Origin of the sequence: Pseudomonas sp. NPDC007930, from assembly GCF_042958985.1 — a bacterium.
Classification (GTDB): Bacteria; Pseudomonadota; Gammaproteobacteria; order Pseudomonadales; family Pseudomonadaceae; genus Aquipseudomonas.
On sequence record NZ_JBIBKC010000027.1, the window covers coordinates 1 to 18443 of the forward strand.

18 protein-coding genes are annotated in these 18443 nt (G+C 64.7%); 13 read left to right on the plus strand and 5 right to left on the minus strand.

The window, feature by feature from the left end:
• Positions 1-206: 206 nt before the first annotated feature.
• Entirely contained in the window at positions 207-824 is a 618-nt protein-coding gene (locus ACFZCE_RS25995) for a helix-turn-helix domain-containing protein (protein ID WP_390943422.1), read from the minus strand.
• A 318-nt stretch (positions 825-1142) separates the two neighbouring features.
• Here ACFZCE_RS25995 and ACFZCE_RS26000 point away from each other — a divergent pair, with 318 nt between their 5' ends.
• From ACFZCE_RS26000 to ACFZCE_RS26025, 6 genes are all read left to right on the plus strand, one after another.
• A complete protein-coding gene (locus ACFZCE_RS26000; protein WP_390943423.1) occupies positions 1143-2198 on the plus strand; it encodes an extracellular solute-binding protein in 1056 nt (351 codons plus the stop codon).
• A gap of 122 nt (positions 2199-2320) precedes the next feature.
• Positions 2321-3082, plus strand: coding sequence for an ABC transporter permease subunit (locus ACFZCE_RS26005; protein WP_390943424.1), 762 nt, complete (start codon positions 2321-2323; stop codon positions 3080-3082).
• Positions 3082-3903: an ABC transporter permease subunit gene (locus tag ACFZCE_RS26010; RefSeq protein WP_390943425.1), complete on the plus strand. Its 822-nt coding sequence runs from the start codon at positions 3082-3084 to the stop codon at positions 3901-3903. The genes ACFZCE_RS26005 and ACFZCE_RS26010 overlap by 1 nt, the downstream gene beginning before the upstream one ends.
• 35 nt (positions 3904-3938) lie before the next feature.
• A complete protein-coding gene (locus tag ACFZCE_RS26015; RefSeq protein ID WP_390943426.1) occupies positions 3939-5078 on the plus strand; it encodes an ATP-binding cassette domain-containing protein in 1140 nt (379 codons plus the stop codon).
• 2 nt (positions 5079-5080) lie between these two features.
• Positions 5081-5980 carry a dihydrodipicolinate synthase family protein gene (locus ACFZCE_RS26020; protein WP_390943427.1) on the plus strand — a complete coding sequence of 300 codons (900 nt, stop codon included), beginning with the start codon at positions 5081-5083 and terminating at the stop codon, positions 5978-5980.
• Between the two features lie 58 nt (positions 5981-6038).
• Positions 6039-7469 carry an FAD-linked oxidase C-terminal domain-containing protein gene (locus tag ACFZCE_RS26025; RefSeq protein WP_390943428.1) on the plus strand — a complete coding sequence of 477 codons (1431 nt, stop codon included), beginning with the start codon at positions 6039-6041 and terminating at the stop codon, positions 7467-7469.
• 331 nt (positions 7470-7800) lie between these two features.
• Here ACFZCE_RS26025 and ACFZCE_RS26030 read toward each other — a convergent pair whose 3' ends face one another.
• The gene (locus tag ACFZCE_RS26030; RefSeq protein WP_390943429.1) at positions 7801-8400 is read right to left on the minus strand and encodes a helix-turn-helix domain-containing protein; all 600 of its coding nucleotides are present in this window, start codon (positions 8398-8400) and stop codon (positions 7801-7803) included.
• A 216-nt stretch (positions 8401-8616) separates the two neighbouring features.
• Between ACFZCE_RS26030 and ACFZCE_RS26035 the strand changes: the two genes are divergently transcribed.
• The 7 genes from ACFZCE_RS26035 (at position 8617) to ACFZCE_RS26065 (ending at position 14564) form a co-directional block, all read left to right on the plus strand.
• Positions 8617-9402 (plus strand): transporter substrate-binding domain-containing protein, encoded by a 786-nt coding sequence (locus ACFZCE_RS26035; protein WP_390943430.1) that lies wholly within the window; start codon positions 8617-8619, stop codon positions 9400-9402.
• Between the two features lie 50 nt (positions 9403-9452).
• Positions 9453-10358, plus strand: a complete 906-nt coding sequence (locus ACFZCE_RS26040; protein WP_390943431.1) for a dihydrodipicolinate synthase family protein — start codon at positions 9453-9455, stop codon at positions 10356-10358.
• Between the two features lie 11 nt (positions 10359-10369).
• The gene (locus tag ACFZCE_RS26045) at positions 10370-11101 is read left to right on the plus strand and encodes an ABC transporter permease subunit (protein ID WP_390943432.1); all 732 of its coding nucleotides are present in this window, start codon (positions 10370-10372) and stop codon (positions 11099-11101) included.
• Positions 11094-11903 carry an ATP-binding cassette domain-containing protein gene (locus ACFZCE_RS26050; protein WP_390943433.1) on the plus strand — a complete coding sequence of 270 codons (810 nt, stop codon included), beginning with the start codon at positions 11094-11096 and terminating at the stop codon, positions 11901-11903. The genes ACFZCE_RS26045 and ACFZCE_RS26050 overlap by 8 nt, the downstream gene beginning before the upstream one ends.
• Positions 11893-12699 (plus strand): pyrroline-5-carboxylate reductase dimerization domain-containing protein, encoded by an 807-nt coding sequence (locus ACFZCE_RS26055; protein ID WP_390943434.1) that lies wholly within the window; start codon positions 11893-11895, stop codon positions 12697-12699. The genes ACFZCE_RS26050 and ACFZCE_RS26055 overlap by 11 nt, the downstream gene beginning before the upstream one ends.
• 208 nt (positions 12700-12907) lie before the next feature.
• Positions 12908-14149 (plus strand): OprD family outer membrane porin, encoded by a 1242-nt coding sequence (locus tag ACFZCE_RS26060; protein WP_390943435.1) that lies wholly within the window; start codon positions 12908-12910, stop codon positions 14147-14149.
• Positions 14150-14171: 22 nt separating this feature from the next.
• On the plus strand, positions 14172-14564 hold the full coding sequence (locus ACFZCE_RS26065; protein ID WP_390943436.1) for a hypothetical protein: 393 nt from the start codon (positions 14172-14174) through the stop codon (positions 14562-14564).
• 183 nt (positions 14565-14747) lie between these two features.
• Here the strand turns inward: ACFZCE_RS26065 and rhmD are convergent, their stop codons facing one another.
• The 3 genes from rhmD to ACFZCE_RS26080 all read right to left on the minus strand — a co-directional run bounded on the left by rhmD (position 14748) and on the right by ACFZCE_RS26080 (position 18269).
• Positions 14748-15932 carry an L-rhamnonate dehydratase gene (rhmD, locus tag ACFZCE_RS26070; protein ID WP_390943437.1) on the minus strand — a complete coding sequence of 395 codons (1185 nt, stop codon included), beginning with the start codon at positions 15930-15932 and terminating at the stop codon, positions 14748-14750.
• A 27-nt stretch (positions 15933-15959) separates the two neighbouring features.
• Positions 15960-17279 carry an MFS transporter gene (locus tag ACFZCE_RS26075; RefSeq protein ID WP_390943438.1) on the minus strand — a complete coding sequence of 440 codons (1320 nt, stop codon included), beginning with the start codon at positions 17277-17279 and terminating at the stop codon, positions 15960-15962.
• A 66-nt stretch (positions 17280-17345) separates the two neighbouring features.
• Positions 17346-18269, minus strand: a complete 924-nt coding sequence (locus ACFZCE_RS26080; protein WP_390943439.1) for a dihydrodipicolinate synthase family protein — start codon at positions 18267-18269, stop codon at positions 17346-17348.
• Between the last annotated feature and the right edge of the window lie 174 nt (positions 18270-18443).

Sequence of the window (18443 nt, forward strand, 5' to 3'; positions counted from 1 at the left end):
GATGGGCCCTGAAGCTCATGCACAAAGTCAGCAGAGCTCACAGATTGATCTCTTCCGTAAAGCCGTGAAATGGCTTAAGTGAACAGCATTACGGCACAGCCGGCCTCCCACCGGGCTTGTGTAACTGATTGATTTACAAGAAATCACAAATCTGGTGAGAGGCCGTGGTCCGGCACTCCGGCTGTGCCGGGCGAAGGGCCCTTCGCTCAGTGGGCGTTGTTGATGATCCACAGCACCTCGGCGTCTTCCGGCCCGGCGGTGGTCCACAGGTGTTCGGTGCTGGCGTCGTAGTACATCGCGTCGCCCTCATTCAAGTGCATCGGCTGGTACAGGCGGCTGTTCACCACCAGGGTGCCCTTGAGCACGAAGAGGAAAATCTCCGCGTCGCTTTTTGGCCACACCGCGTAGTCGTCTACCGAGCGCGCGCTGATCACGCTGCGCAGCGGGGTCATGCGCTTGTGCTTGAGGTCGTGGCACATCACCTCGTTAAGGCAGGTTTTAGACTGGTGCACGCTGGCCTGGCGGGCCCGGGTGATGCTGCGCCGGCCTACCAGCCGCGGGGGCTCTTCGCGGTCGGTGAGCAGCTGGATCACGTCCAGGCCAAAGCCGCTGGCAAGCTTTTGCAGGGTGGAGATGGTCGGCGACAGTTCGCGCCGTTCGATCTTCGACAGGGTCGAGGCCGAAACCCCGGTGGCTTCACTGGCGCCCTTGAGGGTCCAGCCGCGCTGGCGGCGCAGGTTGGCGAGGGTGCGGTCCAGTGCCGGCGCGCCGTCGCTGGCCTCCTGCACGGGGCTCGCGTCGAGGTGGGTAGGCGACGGTGGCATCAAGGGGCGGTCCTTCTCTAGGGGCAAAAGCGATGGTTGCTGGCGTAGGCGCAAGCATAGGCGCTTTTCCTAAAAGACTCAAAATTTCGTATAGTGAAAATATTCCCCGATACTCGTTGACACCATTCGAAAAGAGATTAACCTCTGACCCAGGCCCCGTGGCGGCCCCAACAGAGAATGGACCTTCCGTTCCAGGGGCGCGAGTGGCCACCATAACAAAGCAAGCCATCTTCTTTTGCAAGCGTAAGGCCCGCCTGGAACGCGGCGGGCGCGGTCACTGCCTCGATGTCATCCGATAACAAACAGCAGGGGTACGCGATGAACGATTTACCGATCAGCCGGCGCCATTTGCTGGCCCTGGCCGGCGCTACGGCAGCCGGCGCCCTGGTAGCGCCCTACGTCAAGGCCGCCACGGCGCCCAGCAAGGAACTGGTATTGGTGACCTGGGGCGGCAATTACCGCCAGGGCATGGAAGACGGCCTGGTCAAGCCGTTCATGAAAGAAACCGGCATCAACGTGACCATCCTCGACACCCCCGACATCGCCAAGGTCAAGGCCCAGGCCATGACCGGCAACGTGCAGTGGGACGTGTTCGACGCCCCCGGCTCGATGGGCGCGGCGGGTGCCGCCAATGGCTACTGGGAAGACCTCCCGCAAGGCCTGTTCGATGAAAGCGACCTGCTGCTGCCGGTGCAAAAACAACTGGTGCCGTTCTTCACCTTCGCCGGCGGCGTGGCCTACGACCCGGCGCGCACCCCCGATGGCAAGCACCCGAACACCTTCAAGGACTTCTTCGACCCGGTGGCGTTCCCAGGCCGGCGCACCCTGCGCCCACGGGCGATGGAAATCCTCGAGATCGCCCTGCTCGGCGACGGCGTGGCCCCGGCCGACCTCTACCCGCTGGACGTAGACCGCGCGTTCAAGGTGCTCGAGCGGATCAAACCGCACGTGTCGAAATGGGTCGAGGCCACCCCGCAAACGGTGACCCTGCTGCAAACCGGCGAGGCAGACTTCAGCTTTACCTACGCCAACCGCATCCAGGCGAGCAACCGTGACCAAGGCGTGAAGCTGGGCTTTTCGTTCGAGCAGAACCTTAACGGCGTGGAATACCTGGCGGTGCTGAAAAACGCCCCCAATAAAGACAACGCGTTCAAATTCCTGCAATTCGCCATGCGCCCTGAATACCAGGCCTCGTGCATGGAGGCCAAGGGCGGCGCGCCGATCAGCCGCAAGGCTTACCCGCTGCTCAAGCCGGAATCGCTGCAGTGGCTGCCCAAGCTCGACGCGCCGAACAACGCCTACATCAACGACGGTTGGTGGGCGAAGAACCTCGAACCGCTGGAACGCCGCTTCAAGGAATGGTTGCTGGCCTGAGCCCGGCCACTGGCAGGGTTTTCTGTTTCTGCTTCGAGGACGTCACCGTGAATATGCGCGCAACGAGCGGGCCCTGGCCCTTCATTGCCCCGGCGGCCATTTTGGCGATGCTGGTGGCATTGGTGCCCTTACTGTTCATCCTCCACACCAGTACCGCCGGCGGCACCAGCGCCGAGGCCTTCCATTCGGTGGGCAGCAGCGCGCTGTTTCGCCGGGCGCTGGTCACCACCGTGCAGGTGGCGGTGCTGGCCAGTTTGATCAGCCTGGTGCTGGGCTACCTGGTGGCCCTGCACCTGGTGCGCCAGCCGCCGCGGCGGCGGGCGATGCTGATGGTGCTGGTGCTGCTGCCGTTCTGGACCAGCATCCTGGTCAAAAGCTATGCCTTTACCATCATCCTCGGCCGCGAGGGCCTGATCAACGGCGCCCTCAGCTGGCTGCTGGGCACGCACATCGAGTTGCCGTTGATCTTCAACCGGGCCGGCGTGCTGATCGGCATGACCAACTACCTCACCCCTTTGGTGGTGTTCCCGATCCTCGCCAGCCTGCTGGCGATCGACCCGGCGCTGTACCGCGCCGCCGAGATCATGGGCGCGCGGCCGGCGCGGATCTTCTTCACCGTGACCTTGCCATTGAGCGCCCCCGGCGTCGCCGCCGCGGTGCTCAGCGCCGCGGTGGTGTCGCTGGGGTTCTTCATCGTGCCGGCGCTGCTGGGCGGCAAGCAGGACTTGATGCTCGCCAACCTGGTCGACTTCTACACCCGTGAAGTGCTCGACTGGGGCGTGGCCTCGGCGGTGGGGGTGATGCTGTTCGTACTGATTGGCGTGTTCGCGGTGCCGGCAATGGTGCTGCGCCGGCGCAAACAACAACAGCTGGGGGTAGCGTAATGGCCACACAACAGCAACCGATCAAGGATGGGCGCAAGCGCTTTGGGCAGCTCAGCGGCACGCTGCTGGCCAGCCTGGTGTACGTGTTCCTGCTGGCGCCGAGCCTGATCGTGATCCCGGTGTCGTTCGGCTCGCGCTACGAGCTGAAATTCCCGCCCAGCGAATACTCGCTCGAGCTGTTCCAGCTGCTGTTTTCCTCCAGCGCCTGGACCCAGCCGCTGTGGCTGAGCCTGCGCGTGGCGCTGATCACCACCGCCCTGGCCACGGCCATCGCGATCCCGGCCAGCTACGCGCTGGTGCGCTTTCACTTCATTGGCCGCAACCTGCTGCACGGTTTGATCATGAGCCCGCTGGTGGTGCCTTCGGTGGTGTTTGCCCTTGGTATCTACCTGTACTTCTCGTACCTGCGGCTGACCGGCACGGTGCTCGGGCTGGTCATCGCCCACACCATGTTCGTGCTGCCCTATGCGCTGGTGATCATCACCGCCGGCATGCAGAAGCTCGACACCAACCTGGAGTTCGGCGCGATGCTGATGGGCGCCGGGCGCTTGCGGATGCTGCGCACCGTGGTGCTGCCGCAACTGTACCCGTCGATCTCGGCGGCGGCGCTGTTCGCCTTTTTGATCTCCTTCGACGAAGTGGTGATTTCCTGGTTTCTCGCCGGGCCGACCACCACCACCTTGCCGGTGAAGATGTTCAGCGCCATCCAGTGGGAAATTTCCCCGGTGATCGCCGCGGTGTCCACGGTGCTCACGGTGATCTCGCTGGTGGTGTGCCTGGTGAACGTCGCCCTGCAGAAAAAAGACCTGCCTTCGACCTGATACGCCCCAGGCGTGTGTACCCAAAGGAACTGCGCATGACAGCCACCCCCATGATCGAACTGCAGAGCATCGGCAAAACGTTCAACCAGTTCGTTGCCCTCAAGCCCACCAGCCTGGCCATCGAGCAGGGCGAATTCCTCACCTTGCTGGGGCCATCCGGTTCGGGCAAGAGCACCTTGCTCAACCTGATATCCGGCGCCTATTCCAGCAGCAGCGGGAAGATCCTGCTCAAGGGCAAAGACATCACCAGCGCGCCGCCGCGTGACCGGGAAATCGGCATGGTGTTCCAGAACTACGCCTTGATGCCGCACCTGTCGGCGTTCGACAACGTGGCCTACCCGCTGCGCGTGCGCGGCGTGGCCAAGGCGCAGATCCACACCCGGGTGATGGACGCGCTCAAGCGCGTGGGCCTGGCCGGCTTCGAGCAGCGCAAGCCCAAGCAGCTTTCCGGGGGCCAGCAGCAACGGGTGGGGATCGCCCGCTGCATCGTTTATTCGCCGTCGATCATCCTTATGGACGAACCCCTGGGCGCGCTGGACAAAAACATGCGCGAGCAGATGCAGGACGAAATCAAAACCCTGCACCGGGAGATCGGCACCACGTTCATCTACGTGACCCACGACCAGGAAGAAGCGCTGAATATGTCTGACCGCATCTGCCTGATGAACGAAGGCGGCATCGTTCAGTTGGGCACCCCGGACGACCTGTACTTCCGCCCGGTCAATGCCTTTGCGGCGCGCTTTATCGGCGAGTCGAACCTGCTCGCCGGCAGCGCCCTGAGCGCTACCGAGGTGCGCCTGAAAAACGGCCAGGTGTACAGCGTGGCCGGCCACCCGGCGCTGGTGCCCGGGCAGGCCTATGAACTGCTGCTGCGCCCGGAACGGGTGCGCATCGTCGCCCCTGGCCAGGGCGGGGCGATGGCCCGCGGTACGGTGGCCGGGGTGGCGTTCATCGGCAGCCTGACCACGCTGACGGTAAACCTGCCCGACGGCAGCGCGCTGAAGCTCAAAACCACCTCCTTGCCCAGCCAGAACCGGCCGCAGCCGGGGGAAGCCATCGACCTGTGCTGGGCCCCGGAAGATTTCATCGTGCTGGGCGCCGAGCCGCCCGCCACCCCGCGCCACCTCGCCGCGCCTGACGCGGTGGGCTATTCCTCCGTCATTTCGAGAGCCTGATCATGCCTTTGAATTCCCTCGCCGGTATCGTCACCGCCACCCCCACACCGCTGCTCGGCGACAGCGTAGACGTGGCCTCGGCCCAGGAACTGGCGCGCTACCTGATCGCCAACGGCAGCACCGCGCTGGCGCCGGTGGGCGGCACGGGCGAATACGTGTCGTTGAGCTTGCGGCAAAAGGTCGAGATGGTCCAAGCCACGGCGCAGGCCGCGGCGGGCCAGGTGCCGACCATCGCCGGGCTGATCGCCCCGGGCCTGGGCGAGGCGCTGGGCGCTGGCAAGCAGTTGCTCGAGGCTGGCGCCGACGGCCTGCTGGTGACCACCCCGTACTACGTGCGGCCGACCCAAGCCGGGATCATCGATTACTTCAAGTGTTTGTCTGACCGCCTCGACACGGACCTGGTGCTGTACGAGTTCCCGTACCGCACCGGCGTGGCGCTGACCGCCGAAACCGTGCAAACCCTCGGCGAAACCACGCGCATCGTGGCGATGAAGGCCTGTAACGCCGACACCGGCCTGCAACTGCGGGTGATCGAGGCCGCTGGCGAGCGGATTTCGATCCTCTCCGGTGACGAAGACGTGTACCCGCTGCACATCGCCGCCGGTGCCCGCGGCGGGCTGGTGGCGTCGTCGTGCATCATCCCGCGGGTGTGGAACCGCATCACCGCGCTGGTGCAGGGCCAGCAGATGGCCGAGGCGCTGGCGCTGCACGCGCGGATCCGGCCGTTCCTCAAGTTGCTGTTCAGCGAACACAACCCGGTGCCGCTCAAGGCCGCGCTGCGGATCATCGGCCGCCCGGCCGGCGAGCCGCTGCTGCCGCTGCAGCCGGCCAGTAGCCAGACGCTCACGGCGCTGGCGGCAATGCTCCCCGAGGTGCTGGCGCTGGAAGCGTCGTTGGCCTGAGGCGGGTTGAAACGGCGGGGCCACGGCCCTGCCAGGGCATAGGGGCAAGGGGAAGGCAATGGTTGATGAACACCCGCTGGTGAGTGAAATCCGCGCGCGGCTGGGCGCCAAGGGCGTCAGGGCCGGCAGCGATGCCGAGGGCTACCTCGAAGACTTTTGGGGCCGCGCCCGCGGCCAGGCGCTGTGCGTGGCGCTGCCGGCCAGCACCGAGGAGGTCTCGGCGGTGCTGGGCTTGTGCCACCGGCACCAGGTGGCGGTATTCCCCCAAGGTGGCAACACTAGCACCTGCCTGGGCGCGGTGCCGGATGGCAGCGGGCAGTCGATTGTGCTCGGGCTGGGCCGGATGAACCGCATCCACGGGGTCGACCCGGTGGACTACTCGCTGGTGGCCGAGGCCGGCTGCATCTTGGCCGACATCCAGCAGGCCGCCGCCGCCGAAGGGTTGTTGTTCCCGCTCAGCCTGGGCGCCGAGGGCAGTTGCCAGATTGGCGGTAACGTTTCGACCAACGCTGGCGGTACCGCGGTGCTGCGCTACGGCAACACCCGCGACCTGGTGCTGGGCCTCGAGGCGGTGCTGCCCGACGGGCGTGTCTGGAACGGCTTGCGCACCTTGCGCAAGAACAACACCGGTTACGACCTCAAGCATTTGTTCATTGGCGCCGAGGGCACCCTCGGGGTGATCACCCAGGTCGCGCTCAAGCTGTTCCCGGCGCTGGAGCGCCTGACCACGGTGCTGGTGAGCTTCGACGACATCGCCCACCTCAGCGCCCTGACCGGGCCGCTGCGGCGCGCCTTCGACACGGCGATCATTGCCATGGAGCTGATCAGCGCCAGCGAAGTGGGCATCGTCAAGGCGATCTACCCCGACCTCAACGTGCCGTACGCCGCCGGTGAAGGCTGGTACCTGCTGCTCGACATCGCCCACGGCAGGGAAGGGGACATCACCGACACCCTGCAAGGGGTGCTCGGCGAGGCCATTGAGCAAGGCTACCTCAGCGACGTGCTGATCGGCGCCAGCGAGGCCCAGCGCGAGGCGATCTGGAAGCTGCGGCACACGGTGACCGAAGCCCATAAGCAATACGGCATGGGCATGTCTCACGATGTGGCGATCCCGCTGGCGGCGATCCCGGGGTTCATCCAGGCCGCCGGAGCGCTGGTGGCGCGGCAGTTTCCCCAGGCCGAGGTGGCGCTGGTGGGGCACGTGGGCGACGGCAACCTGCACTACAACGTGATGTTCGAAAAAACCGTGTGGGCAGCGATCGGCGACCAGGCTGCCACGCGCAAGGCGGTGTACAAGGCGATCTACGACCTGGCCGCCAGCCTCGGCGGGACCTTCAGCGCCGAGCATGGCGTGGGCGCCCTGCACGTGGCCGAGATGGGCACCTACAAGCCGGCGCTGGAGCTGGAACTGATGCACGGCATCAAGGCCTTGCTCGACCCCGGCCAGCGCATGAACCCGGGGAGGGTGCTGCCGCCGTGGGTGGGTTGAAGGGCCCTTCGCCCGGCTGTGCCGTAATGCTGTTCACTTAAGCCATCTCACGGCTTCATGGAGGGGATCAATCTGTGAGCTCTGCTGATTTTGTACATGAGCTTCAGGGCCTATCGCCCGGCACAGCCGGCCTCCCACGGGTTCTGTATTGCCCAGTAAATCAATCACTTACACAAATCTGGTGGGAGGCCGGCTGTGCCGGGCGAAGGGCCAGTCCGGTCATGCGCTTGGTAAAACCTCGGGAGAGGTCAGGGCTTTTTACCCTCGATTTAGCGCTCTGATTGCTTACGTGAACAGCATTACAGCTGTGCCGGGCGATAGGCCCTGAGCCCTAGCCGCTGATCACCCAGAGGATTTCAGCATCGTGCTCGCCCTTGCTGGTCCACAGGTGCTCGGTGCTGGCGTCGTAGTACATCGAGTCGCCCTCGTGCAGCTCGATCGGCTCGTACAGGCGGCTGTTGACCACCAGTGTGCCCTTGACCACGTAGAGGAAGATCTCCGCGTCGGTCTTGGGCCACGACGAGTAGTCGTCGAGCGAGCGCGCGCCGATGGTGGTGTAGAGCGGGGTCATGCGCTTTTGCTTGAGGTCGTGGCAAAGCACCTCGTTGCTGCAGCTGTTGTTCGCATAGCGGCTGCCCTGGTGGGCGCGGGTGATGCTGCGCCGGCCGGCCAGGGTCGGGGTGGGCTCGGCGTTGGAGAGCAGCTGCACCACGTCCAGGCCAAAGCCGCTGGCGATCTTCTGCAAGGTGGAAATCGTCGGCGACAGCTCGTTGCGCTCGACCTTCGACAGCGTCGAGGAGGCCACGCCGGTGGCCTGGGCGGCGTCTTTGAGGGTCCATTGGCGCTCACGGCGCAGCTCGGCAATCTTCTTGGCGATGTCGGTTTCACTGCCTGAAGCAACCGCCTTTTTTTCATTAACGTTCTGATTCATATCGTTTTGTGTCGCTCTATCAAGGGGCCGCGGCGGCGCGTGGGCGGGGCTGTATCGCCATCCTACCCGGCGCCGCGCGTTTCCGAAAGCGACATGAGATTTCGTATAGTGGAAATAGTTTCGTATAGGCATTGACTTTGCCCCGGATCGGATTAATCTCGGTTTCATTGGCGATGGGGCAGTACCCAACGCCGCCGGCGACCCAAGGGGGCAACCATGAAACTGAAGGCAACAGCGTTGAAGGCAATGGGCGTGGTGCTGGGTTTGGCGGCATCGATCAGCGCGGCCAGCGCCGCCACCGAGCTGCGCGTGGGCACCTCGCTGACGCAAATGCCCTGGGGCTTCTACGACGCCCAGCAAGCGCCGACCGGCATCGACGTGGCCATGTGCGGGGCAATCGCCCAGCAGATGGGCTACCAGGCCAGCTTCACCAACCTCGACTACAAAGGCCTGGTGCCGGCGCTGCAGGCCGGGCGCTTCGATGTGGTGTGCGCGGCGATGTACATCACCCCCGAGCGTGAGCAGGTGATTTCGATGGTGCCGTACCTGCGCGCCAGCCAGGCGGTGGTGACGCAAAAGAGTTCGGCGATCAAGGGCATCGACGACCTCTGCGGGCATTCGGTGAGCGTGCTGCAAGGCTCCGGCTCGCTGAAGGTGCTGCAAGGGGCCAGCAGCACCTGTGAGGCCGCCGGCAAGCCGGCCATCGCGATCCAGTCGTTCGACACCCAGCCGGTGGCCATCCGCGCCATGGAAAACGGCAGCGTCGAGGCCTTTATCGCCACTGACTCGTTGATTTCCTACTACCTGCAGCGCAACGACAACCTGAAGAAGGTCGCCACCGGGATCAACCCGATGACCCTCGGCATCGGTGTGCCCGCCGGCGACACCGCGCGGGTGGGGGAAATCAAGCAAGCGCTGGCCAAGCTGCAGGCCAGCGGTGAATACGCCGCCATTCTCAAGCAGTGGGGCATCGAAAACGCGGGCATCGCCGCGGGCAACTGACACGCGCCCTGGCGCAGTACTTCATTCAACGTGAAACAAAGGTGGTTGGTGTGAAAAAAGAACTCAAAGGCATCCTCAGCGCGATCGTCACCCCCTTCAACCAGGGCGGCACCGCGGTCGACAACGGCCGCTACGCTGAACTGATCGGCACCCAGGTGCGGGCCGGTATCCATGGGGTGGTGGTCAGCGGTTCCACCGGCGAGCACCCGGCGCTGAGCCTGGCTGAGCGGCGCACGATGTTCGAAGTGGCGATCGAAGCGGCCGCCGGCAAAACCGACGTGATCGCCCACGTGGGCAGCAACAACGTGCGCGACACCCTCGAGCTGGCCCGCCATGCCCGCGAAGTGGGCGTAGACCAGATGCTGGTGCTGACCCCGTACTTCGACAGCCTGGGCTTCGACGACGTACGCCGCTTCCTCGGCCAGGTGGTCGAGATCGCCGGCGGCGCGATCATCTACTACGACACCCCCGGCATCACCCGCCTGAACATCAGCGAGCAGGAGATGGTCACCCTCAAGCGCGAAGGCCTGGTGTCGCACATCAAAGACAGCCCGCAAAGCTTCGCCCGCACCATGCGCTTGCTCTCCAACCCGGAAGCGCCAACCGTGCTGGCCGGCTCCGACCCGGCGCTGCTGGCGGCGCTGCTGCACGGCGCGCCAGGCTCGATCATCGGCGCCTCGGCTTGCGTGCCAGAGCTGTGCGTCGAGCTGTACAACGCCATCAAGGTGCAGCGTGACTACCCGCAGGCGCTGGCGGTCTGGGCCAAGCTGTGGCCGATCCTCGACTTCATGCTGCTCAACGGCTACGTGCCGCTGGCCAAGGCTGGCTGCGCCGCCCGCGGGCTGGACGTGGGCGCGCCGCGTGAGCCGATGAAGCCGTCGCCGGCAGCGCTGAAAGAACGCTTTGCGCAACTGCTGAGCAACCTCGGCGTGCAGCCGTACGCTGCCCACCGCTAAGGAGAACGGCGATGTCGGTTTGGGACTGGTCGGTATTTTTCCATAACCTGGTGCACCCGGCGATCCTCCAGGGGCTCTGGACCACGGTCTGGTTGACCTTCTCGACGCTGGTCCTGGCGATTGCGCTGGGTACCGCGGTGGCGCTGGTCGGGCGCATCGAAAACGTCGCCGCGCGGGCGTTCTACCAGGGCTACGTGGCGTTTTTCCGCGCCACGCCGCTGCTGGTGCAGTTGGTGTTTCTGTACAGCGCGTTGCCACAGATGGGCGTGCGCTTGTCGGTCATGGAAGCGGCCATCATCGGTTTGATGCTCTCGGAAAGCCCCTACGTGGCGGAGATCGTCCGTTCGTCGCTGTCGGCGGTGCCGGGCGCGCAATGGGAGGCGGCGCGGGCGATTGGCATGCGCCCGGCGACCATCATGCGCGCGATCATCTTTCCCCAGGCGTTTCGCATCGCCATCCCGCCGCTGGGCAACGAGTTCGTGCGGCAACTGAAAAACACCTCGCTGGTGTCGATCATTTCCATGACCGAGCTGTTCCGGGCCACCGACAGCCTGACCCAGACCAACTTCCGGGTGCTCGAAGGGCTGGCGGTCGCCACTTTGTATTACCTGGCGCTCATGGTGATCTGGACGGGGTTGCAGAACCGCCTGGAACGCCGCAACTCCAAATGGTTCGCCGAGGCGGGCAAGGCCGATGCCACTGAGGCGGCCGCTGCCCCGGCAAAGGTGGCTTCCCATGCATGAGTCTTTTTTGCAGGTCACGGACCTGGTCAAGCACTACGGCAGCTTCACCGCGCTCAAGGGCGTGTCGCTGGCGGTCGCCAAGGGCGAAGCCATCGCCCTGATCGGCCCCAGTGGCTCGGGCAAGAGCACCTTGCTGCGCTGCATCAACGTGCTCGAAACCATCACCGCCGGGAGCATCCGCGTGGATGCCAGCGAAATTGGCTACCGCGCCACCGGCCAAGGCCTGAAACGCCTGGGCGAAACCACCCTGGCACGCCAGCGGGAAGACATCGGCATGGTGTTCCAGAGCTTCAACCTGTTCCCGCACATGTCGGCCCTCGACAACGTCACCGCCGGCTTGCGCCTGGTGCGTGGCCGCGACGAGGCCAGCGCCCGCCAACGCGGCCTCGAGCTGCTGGCGCGGGTGGGCCTGGCCGACAAGGCCGGGCACTTTCCACGCCAGCTCTCCGGTGGCCAGCAGCAGCGGGTGGCAATCGCCCGGGCGCTGGCGATGGAGCCGAAGGTGATGCTGTTCGACGAGCCCACCTCCGCGCTGGACCCAGAAACCGTGCAGGAAGTGCTGAACGTGATCCGCGATGTCAGTGCCTCGGGCATGACTACCCTGATCGCCACCCACGAAATGGAATTCGCCCGCCGGGTGTCGCACCGCACGCTGTTCATGGAGGCCGGGCAGATCGTTGAGCACGGCCCTTCGGAGCAGGTGCTCGGCGCGCCGCAGACCGAGCGCTGCCGGAAATTTCTCAAAGGCCTCAGCGGCCTTGCCACTTCATCGAATACCGAGGACCTGAACCATGCACATTGAACAACGCGTTGGCATTATCGGCGGCAACGGCTGGCTGGGCGGCGCGATCGCCCAGGCGGCGCTGGCCGCCGGGCTGATCAAGCCCGCGCAGCTGACCCTCTCGGGCCGCTCGAACAAACCCCTGGCCCCGGCGCTGGCGGGCGTCGAGGTGACCCAGTACAACCAGCACCTGGTCGAGCAGGCCGAGGTGATCGTGCTGTCGGTGCGCCCCGACCAGTTCGCCGAGGTGAACATCGACGCCCGCGGCAAGCTGGTGATCTCGGTGATGGCGGGCGTGCCGGCTGAGTACATCGCCGCCCGCACCGGCGCCAGCGAAGTGGTGCGCGCCATCCCTAACGCCGCCGCCGCCCTGGGCCAGTCGTTCACCCCCTGGTACGCCACCGCGCCGGTCACGGCGCAGAACAAAGCGCTGGTGCAGGCGTTGTTCGCCGTGTGCGGCGAGGCCGCCGAGGTGCCGGAAGAAGGCTTCATCGATTACTGCGTGGGCATGACCGGCTCTGGCGCGGCATTCCCGGCGCTGCTCGCGCAGGCCATGGAAACCCATGCCATCGCCCAGGGCCTGCCGGCCGACTTCGCCCGCCGCGCGGCGTTGGGCGTGGTGGTTGCCGCCAGCCAGTTGCTCGCCGCCCCCGGCAGTGACCCGGCCGCGGTGGTGCAAGAGATGATCGACTACAAAGGCACCACCGCCGCGGCGCTCAACAGCATGCTCGCGCAGAACTTCAGCCAGGCCGTGGCGGCTGGGCTGGACGCCGCCGGCGCCAAGGCCAGCGCGATGTCCCGGCAAGTCACGGGCTAAGTTTCAGCGGCGCGGCCGCCGCGCAGGTTCATTTAATGGCGAACTTCCCTGGGGCTGTTTAACCCCAGGGGCGGCGGCGTGCGCGCCCACGGTGTTGTAACTCCATAACTCAAACAGCAAGTTTTCAAATTTCGCAACATGGCTGCCCACTTATAAATGCGTCGCCCGCTGGCGGCTATAAAATCGACTCTTGTTTCGGAGCGGCAACATGAAAGTCAGTTATTTCGGCGTGGCAGCGGTGTTGGGGTGCTCTGGCTATATGGCCACGGCAACGGCGTCTGAGCAATCCGACGCCAAGGGGTTCGTTGAAGGTTCCAGTTTGGTGGTCAAGGCCCGCAACGTGTATTACAACCGTGACCAGCGCCAGCGTGGCGCCACGCAAAGTTACGGGGAAGAATGGGCGCAGGGTTTTCAAGGGTTCTTCCAGTCTGGCTTCACCACCGGCATGGTCGGCTTTGGCCTGGACGCGATCAGCCTGACCGGCCTGCGCCTGGACACCGGCGACGGCCGCACCGGCGGCGGCACCCGCCTGCTCGAGCAGGACGGCAGCGGCGCCAAGGCCAGTTACTCGTCGCTGGGCGTGGCGGTGAAGATGCGCGTGTCGAACACCACGGTGAAGGTGGGTACGCAAACGGTCAACGTACCGGTGATGGCCGGCTCAGACAGCCGTTTGCTGCCGGAGACCTACCAGGGCGTGCTGGTCACCAGCAACGAGATCCCCAAGCTGAAGTTGCACCTGGGCCACTTCACGGCGATGAAGCAGCGCAACGAAAGCAACCACGACAGCGCCCGGCTGACCGATATCGACTTTGTTGGCGGCATCTACAGCTTTACCCCGAATATTCTGCTCGGGCTGTACCGCTCTGATGTAGAAGACTACTGGACGAAGAACTACGGCGGGTTGTCGTGGAACCTGCCCCTGGCCGCTACCCAGGCGGTAAAGTTTGACTTCAATATTTATAAGACCGAGAGCCAGGGCCAGGCGCGCGGTGGCGTGGTCGATAACCGCATCTGGAGTTTGGCCGCGGCCTATACCGTCGGCGCCCATACCTTCGCCGTGGCCCGCCAGGAAGTTCATGGCACTGGCGGTTACACCTATGGCGTGGAAGGTAACAGCACGATTTACCTGGCTAACTCGATCCAGTATTCCGACTTCAACTACGAAGGCGAGAAATCCTGGCAGGCGCGTTACCTGGTCGACTTCAAGAACTACGACATCCCCGGCCTGACCTTTATGATCCGCTACATCAAGGGCACGGACTTTACCGTCGGCACCCGCGACGACGGCAAAGCCTGGGAACGCGACGTGGAGGTGAAGTACGTGGTGCCGACGGGCAAGGCGAAAGACTTGAGCTTCCGCCTGCGCAACGCGATGTACCGCAGCAGCGACCGGGGTGGCGACATCAACGAGGTGGCCTTCACCACCGAGTACCCGATCAACATCTTCTAAAGCGCAACCGGGGAGGTGGGCGATGTCTTGGCAACCGACGTGGTTGATGGCCCGCCAACCCGGGCCTAAGGGCCTGGGCGAGGTGCACCTGTGCGCCACGCCAGGGCCCAGCCCGCATGAGCATGCGCTGGAACAGGTGGCCGCCGCCGGGCTGGCCGTCGGGCTGGACCCGTTCACGGCGATCAGCCAGGCGTATGAGCGCTTGGGCTGGGCAGGATTTAGAGGCGACCCGTTACACCCCGTTGAATCATTGACCGCGGCCGAGCGCCTGGCCTGCGCCGTAGCCGCGGCGCTGATGGGCCAGCCGCGGCGGTTGAGGGTGGTGGGGCCGTTTGGCACTGAGGCGGCGGATTACCTGGCCCAGGTGTTGCCCGCGCTGGCCCGGCGGGTGGGCTGTGAGGTGTGCTGGGTTTAACGGCCTTTCGCCCGGCACAGCCGGAGTGCCGGACCACGGCCTCCCACGGGTTCTGTGTTGCCCAGTAAATCAAGTACTTACACAAATCTGGTGGGAGGCCGGCTGTGCCGGGCGAAGGGCCTTGAAGCACCTGCACAAAATCAGCAGAGCTCACAGATAGATCCACCGATGAAGCCTGCGCGCCTAGTGCTCATACGGCCGATGCAACGCACACTCAGGGTTCAGGCTCACGCCAAAGCCGGGTTTATCCAGCAGCCCCACCCTCATCCGGCCATTGACCGGTACCGGTTCGCCCAGCAGTTGTGGGTGAAACATCGGCACCACTTCATTTGCCTTGGGTGCCATCATCAGGAACTCGGCAAATGGGCTGTTATGCCGCGTGGCGACAAAATGGTAGCTGTACACCGAGGACCCATGGGGGATGACCAAGGCCCCATGGGCATCGGCCAGGGCGGAAATCTTGACCAGCTCAGTCAGCCCACCGCACCAGCCCACGTCGGGCTGAAGGATGTCGCAGCAGCCCATTTCCAGTAGCAGGCGGAAGCCCCAGCGGGTCGCTTCGTGTTCGCCAGTGCTCACCAGCATGCCCTTGGGTACGTTCTGGCGCAGCGCCGCGTAGCCCCAGTAATCGTCGGGCGAAATAGCCTCTTCGATCCACTTCAGTCCATATTCATGGGCCGCGGTGGCCAGCCGGGTGGCGTAGTTCACGTCCAGGCTCATCCAGCAGTCGAGCATCAGCCAGAAGTCCGGCCCGACCCTTTCGCGCATCACCGCCAGCGCTTCGAGGTTCTTGCGCAGGCCTTCTTCGCCTTCGGCCGGGCCGTGGTGCAGCGGCAGTTTGCCGCCGATAAAACCCATTTTCTGCGCCAGGTCCGGCCGCGCGCCGGTGGCGTAGAATTGAAGTTCTTCGCGTACCGCGCCGCCGAGCAACTGGTGCACCGGCTCCTGGCGTACGTGACCGAGCAGGTCCCAGAGCGCGAGGTCGACCCCGGAGAGGGTGTTGATCACCAACCCCTTGCGGCCGTAGTACTGGGTGGAGAAATACATCTGGTCCCACATCCGCTCGATGTCGGTGACCTTCGCCCCTTCAATAAAGCGTGCCAGGTGTTTTTCGACAATGTAGGCGGCCGGCTCGCCGCCGGTGGTCACGGCGAAGCCCACATGGCCTTCGCTGTCTTCTACCTCAACCACCAAGGTACCGAGCACGTTGATCCCGAAGCTGCGGCGGCTCTGCCGGTACGCTGGATAACGGGCCATGGGTGTTGCGATGTGATCGTCGATCCAGTGGCCGTCGGCCTGGTCATGGTAGTCGGCGCCGCCGCCCCGCAGTACATAGGCACGCACGTGTTTGATCGTGGGAGTAGGCATCGGTATGGCTCCTTGAACGAGGGGTTATCAATGGCGCGCCAGCAGGCCGCTGGCGGTGGCGGAGGAGGGGCGGTGGGACACACGCTTGAGCAGGCCGGCCAGCAACGCGGCGCTTAACGTCATGCCGGCCAGCATCAGCAAACCGGCGTGTGCAGTGCTGAAATGGCTGTCGGCCCATTGGCGAATGTTGGGTGCCAGGAAGCCGCCCAGCGCGCCCACTGAGTTGACCAGGGCGATACCGGCAGCGGCCGCCCGGCCACCCAGCAGGCGCGCCGGAAACGTCCAGAACAGCGGCTGCACCGCAATGAAACCGGCGGCGGCCACACCCAATGCTGCCACGGTGGCCGCGGCAGGCAGCGCCTGGCTGGCGGCGAACATACCCAGCGCCGCCACGGCCAGGCACAGCGCGGCAAGGTGGTGATACTGGCCGCTGCGATCCGCCAGGCGGCATACCGCCCAGGTGCAGAGCATGGCGCCTAGCCAGGGCAGCGCCGCCACCATGCCGACCTTCCAGCCCATCTGGCTGCCCATGGCCTGGGCGATCTGCGCCGGCATGTAGAACACCACGCCGTATACGCTGGCCTGGATCAACCCGTACAGCAGGCAGAGGAACACCAGCCGCGGGTGCATCAGCAACCGCAGTAGGCTGTTGCTGGTGTGGCTATGCTGGGGGGTGTCACGCGCCAGGGCCCCGGCCAGTACCGCCTTCGCCGGCGCGCTAAGCCAGCGCGCGGCCTGCGGGCGGTCGTCGAGCCAGGCCAGGGCCAGCAACCCCACGCCGATCGCGAGCAAGCCCTCGATCAGGAACATCCACTGCCAGCCTTGCCAGTGGGCCAGCCCGTCCAGCTCGAGCAACGCGCCCGACAGCGGGCTGCCAAGGATAAACGCCAGCGGCGCGCCGAAGTAAAACACGCCCATGGCGCGAGCCCGGTAGTGTTCGGGGAACCAGTAGGTCAGGTACAGGATGATCCCGGGGAAAAATCCCGCCTCAGCGACCCCTAGCGCAAACCGCAGCGCATAGAACACCTGCGGTGTGGTCGCCCAGGCCATCGCCGCCGAGGCGACCCCCCAGGTGACCATGATCCGGCACAGCCATCGGCGCGCGCCGAAGCGATGCAGCAGCAGGTTGCTGGGGATTTCCAGCAACGCGTAGCCCAGAAAGAACACGCCGGCGCCGAAGGCAAACGCGGCATCGCTGATGCCGGTGTCGGCCTGCCAAGCCTGTTTGGCGAAGCTGACGTTGGCGCGGTCCAGAAAAGCAACGATGTACATCACGAGTAACAGGGGTAGCAGCCGGCGCGAAACGATGCCGACCACCGAAGCCAGGCTTGGAGTCTGTAGTGTCATGGAGGCGGCCCTCAGCCGGTTTGGCGGGCATGCCCCGGCATCAGGCCGGGGCGGTCGGGTAGGGCGTCAGGCCCAGCGCAGTACCATTGCGTCGAGGTCACGGGCCAACTCGACCAACTGTTGCCGGGTACTCTCGTTGAGTGCAGGCAGGGGCGCGCGCGGCGCGTCACAGCGAATGATCCCGCCGGCCTTGAACAGCGCCTTGGCCGCCAGCAGCCCAGCCTGGCGGTTTTCGAAGTTGATCAGCGGTAGCCAACGATTGTACTGCTGCTTGGCTGCTTCTCGGTCGCCTTGGGCGTATGCCTTGAGGATCGGCTGCAAGCCATCAGGGTAACCCCCGCCGAGGATGCCGCCGGTGGCACCGGCTTCCAAGTCGGCGAACAGGGTAATGGCCTCTTCACCATCCCACGGGCCCTCGATGGCGTCGCCACCCAGGCGGATCAACTCGCGGATCTTGTTCGCCGATTGCGCGACCTCGATCTTGAAATAGCACACGGCCGGGACCTCATGGGCAAGCGTGGCCAGGAACTGCGCCGACACCTGCGTACCGCTCATGGGTGCGTCCTGGTACATGATCGGAATGTCGAGGTTGCCGGCCACCGCGGCGAACCAATCACGTAGCCCAGGCTCGGCCACCCGGATGGTGGCGCCGTGGTAGGGTGGCATGATCATCACCATCGCCGCGCCCAGTTGCTGTGCCTGCTGATTGCGCGCGGCGCAAATCCGTGGGCTGAAGTGGGTGGTGGTCACCACCACGGGTACCCGCCCGGCCACATGGTCGAGGATGGTCTCGGTCAATACCAGGCGTTCGTGGTCGGTCAGTGAAAACTGCTCCGAATAGTTCGCCAGTATGCACAGGCCGTCGGCGCCGGCATCGATGATGAAATCAATGCATCGCTTTTGCCCTTCAAGGTCAAGTTCACCGTGGCTGTCGAAGATGGTCGGCGCCACGGAATAAGCACCGGTATAGCGCGGAGAGGTAGCGGGCATGAGGTTCTCCTTTCCTGGTTTTGATGGCTCTGCGATAGGGTTTTTGGAGGTATTTTCACAACGGGAAAGTTGCTAGATATGTGCCAGGCTTCTATTTTTTTTATAGAAATAAAGTAATGCCACTGGAACACTGAAGCCGAAATTTATTAAGCGTTAACAAAGCGGCAAGAGTGT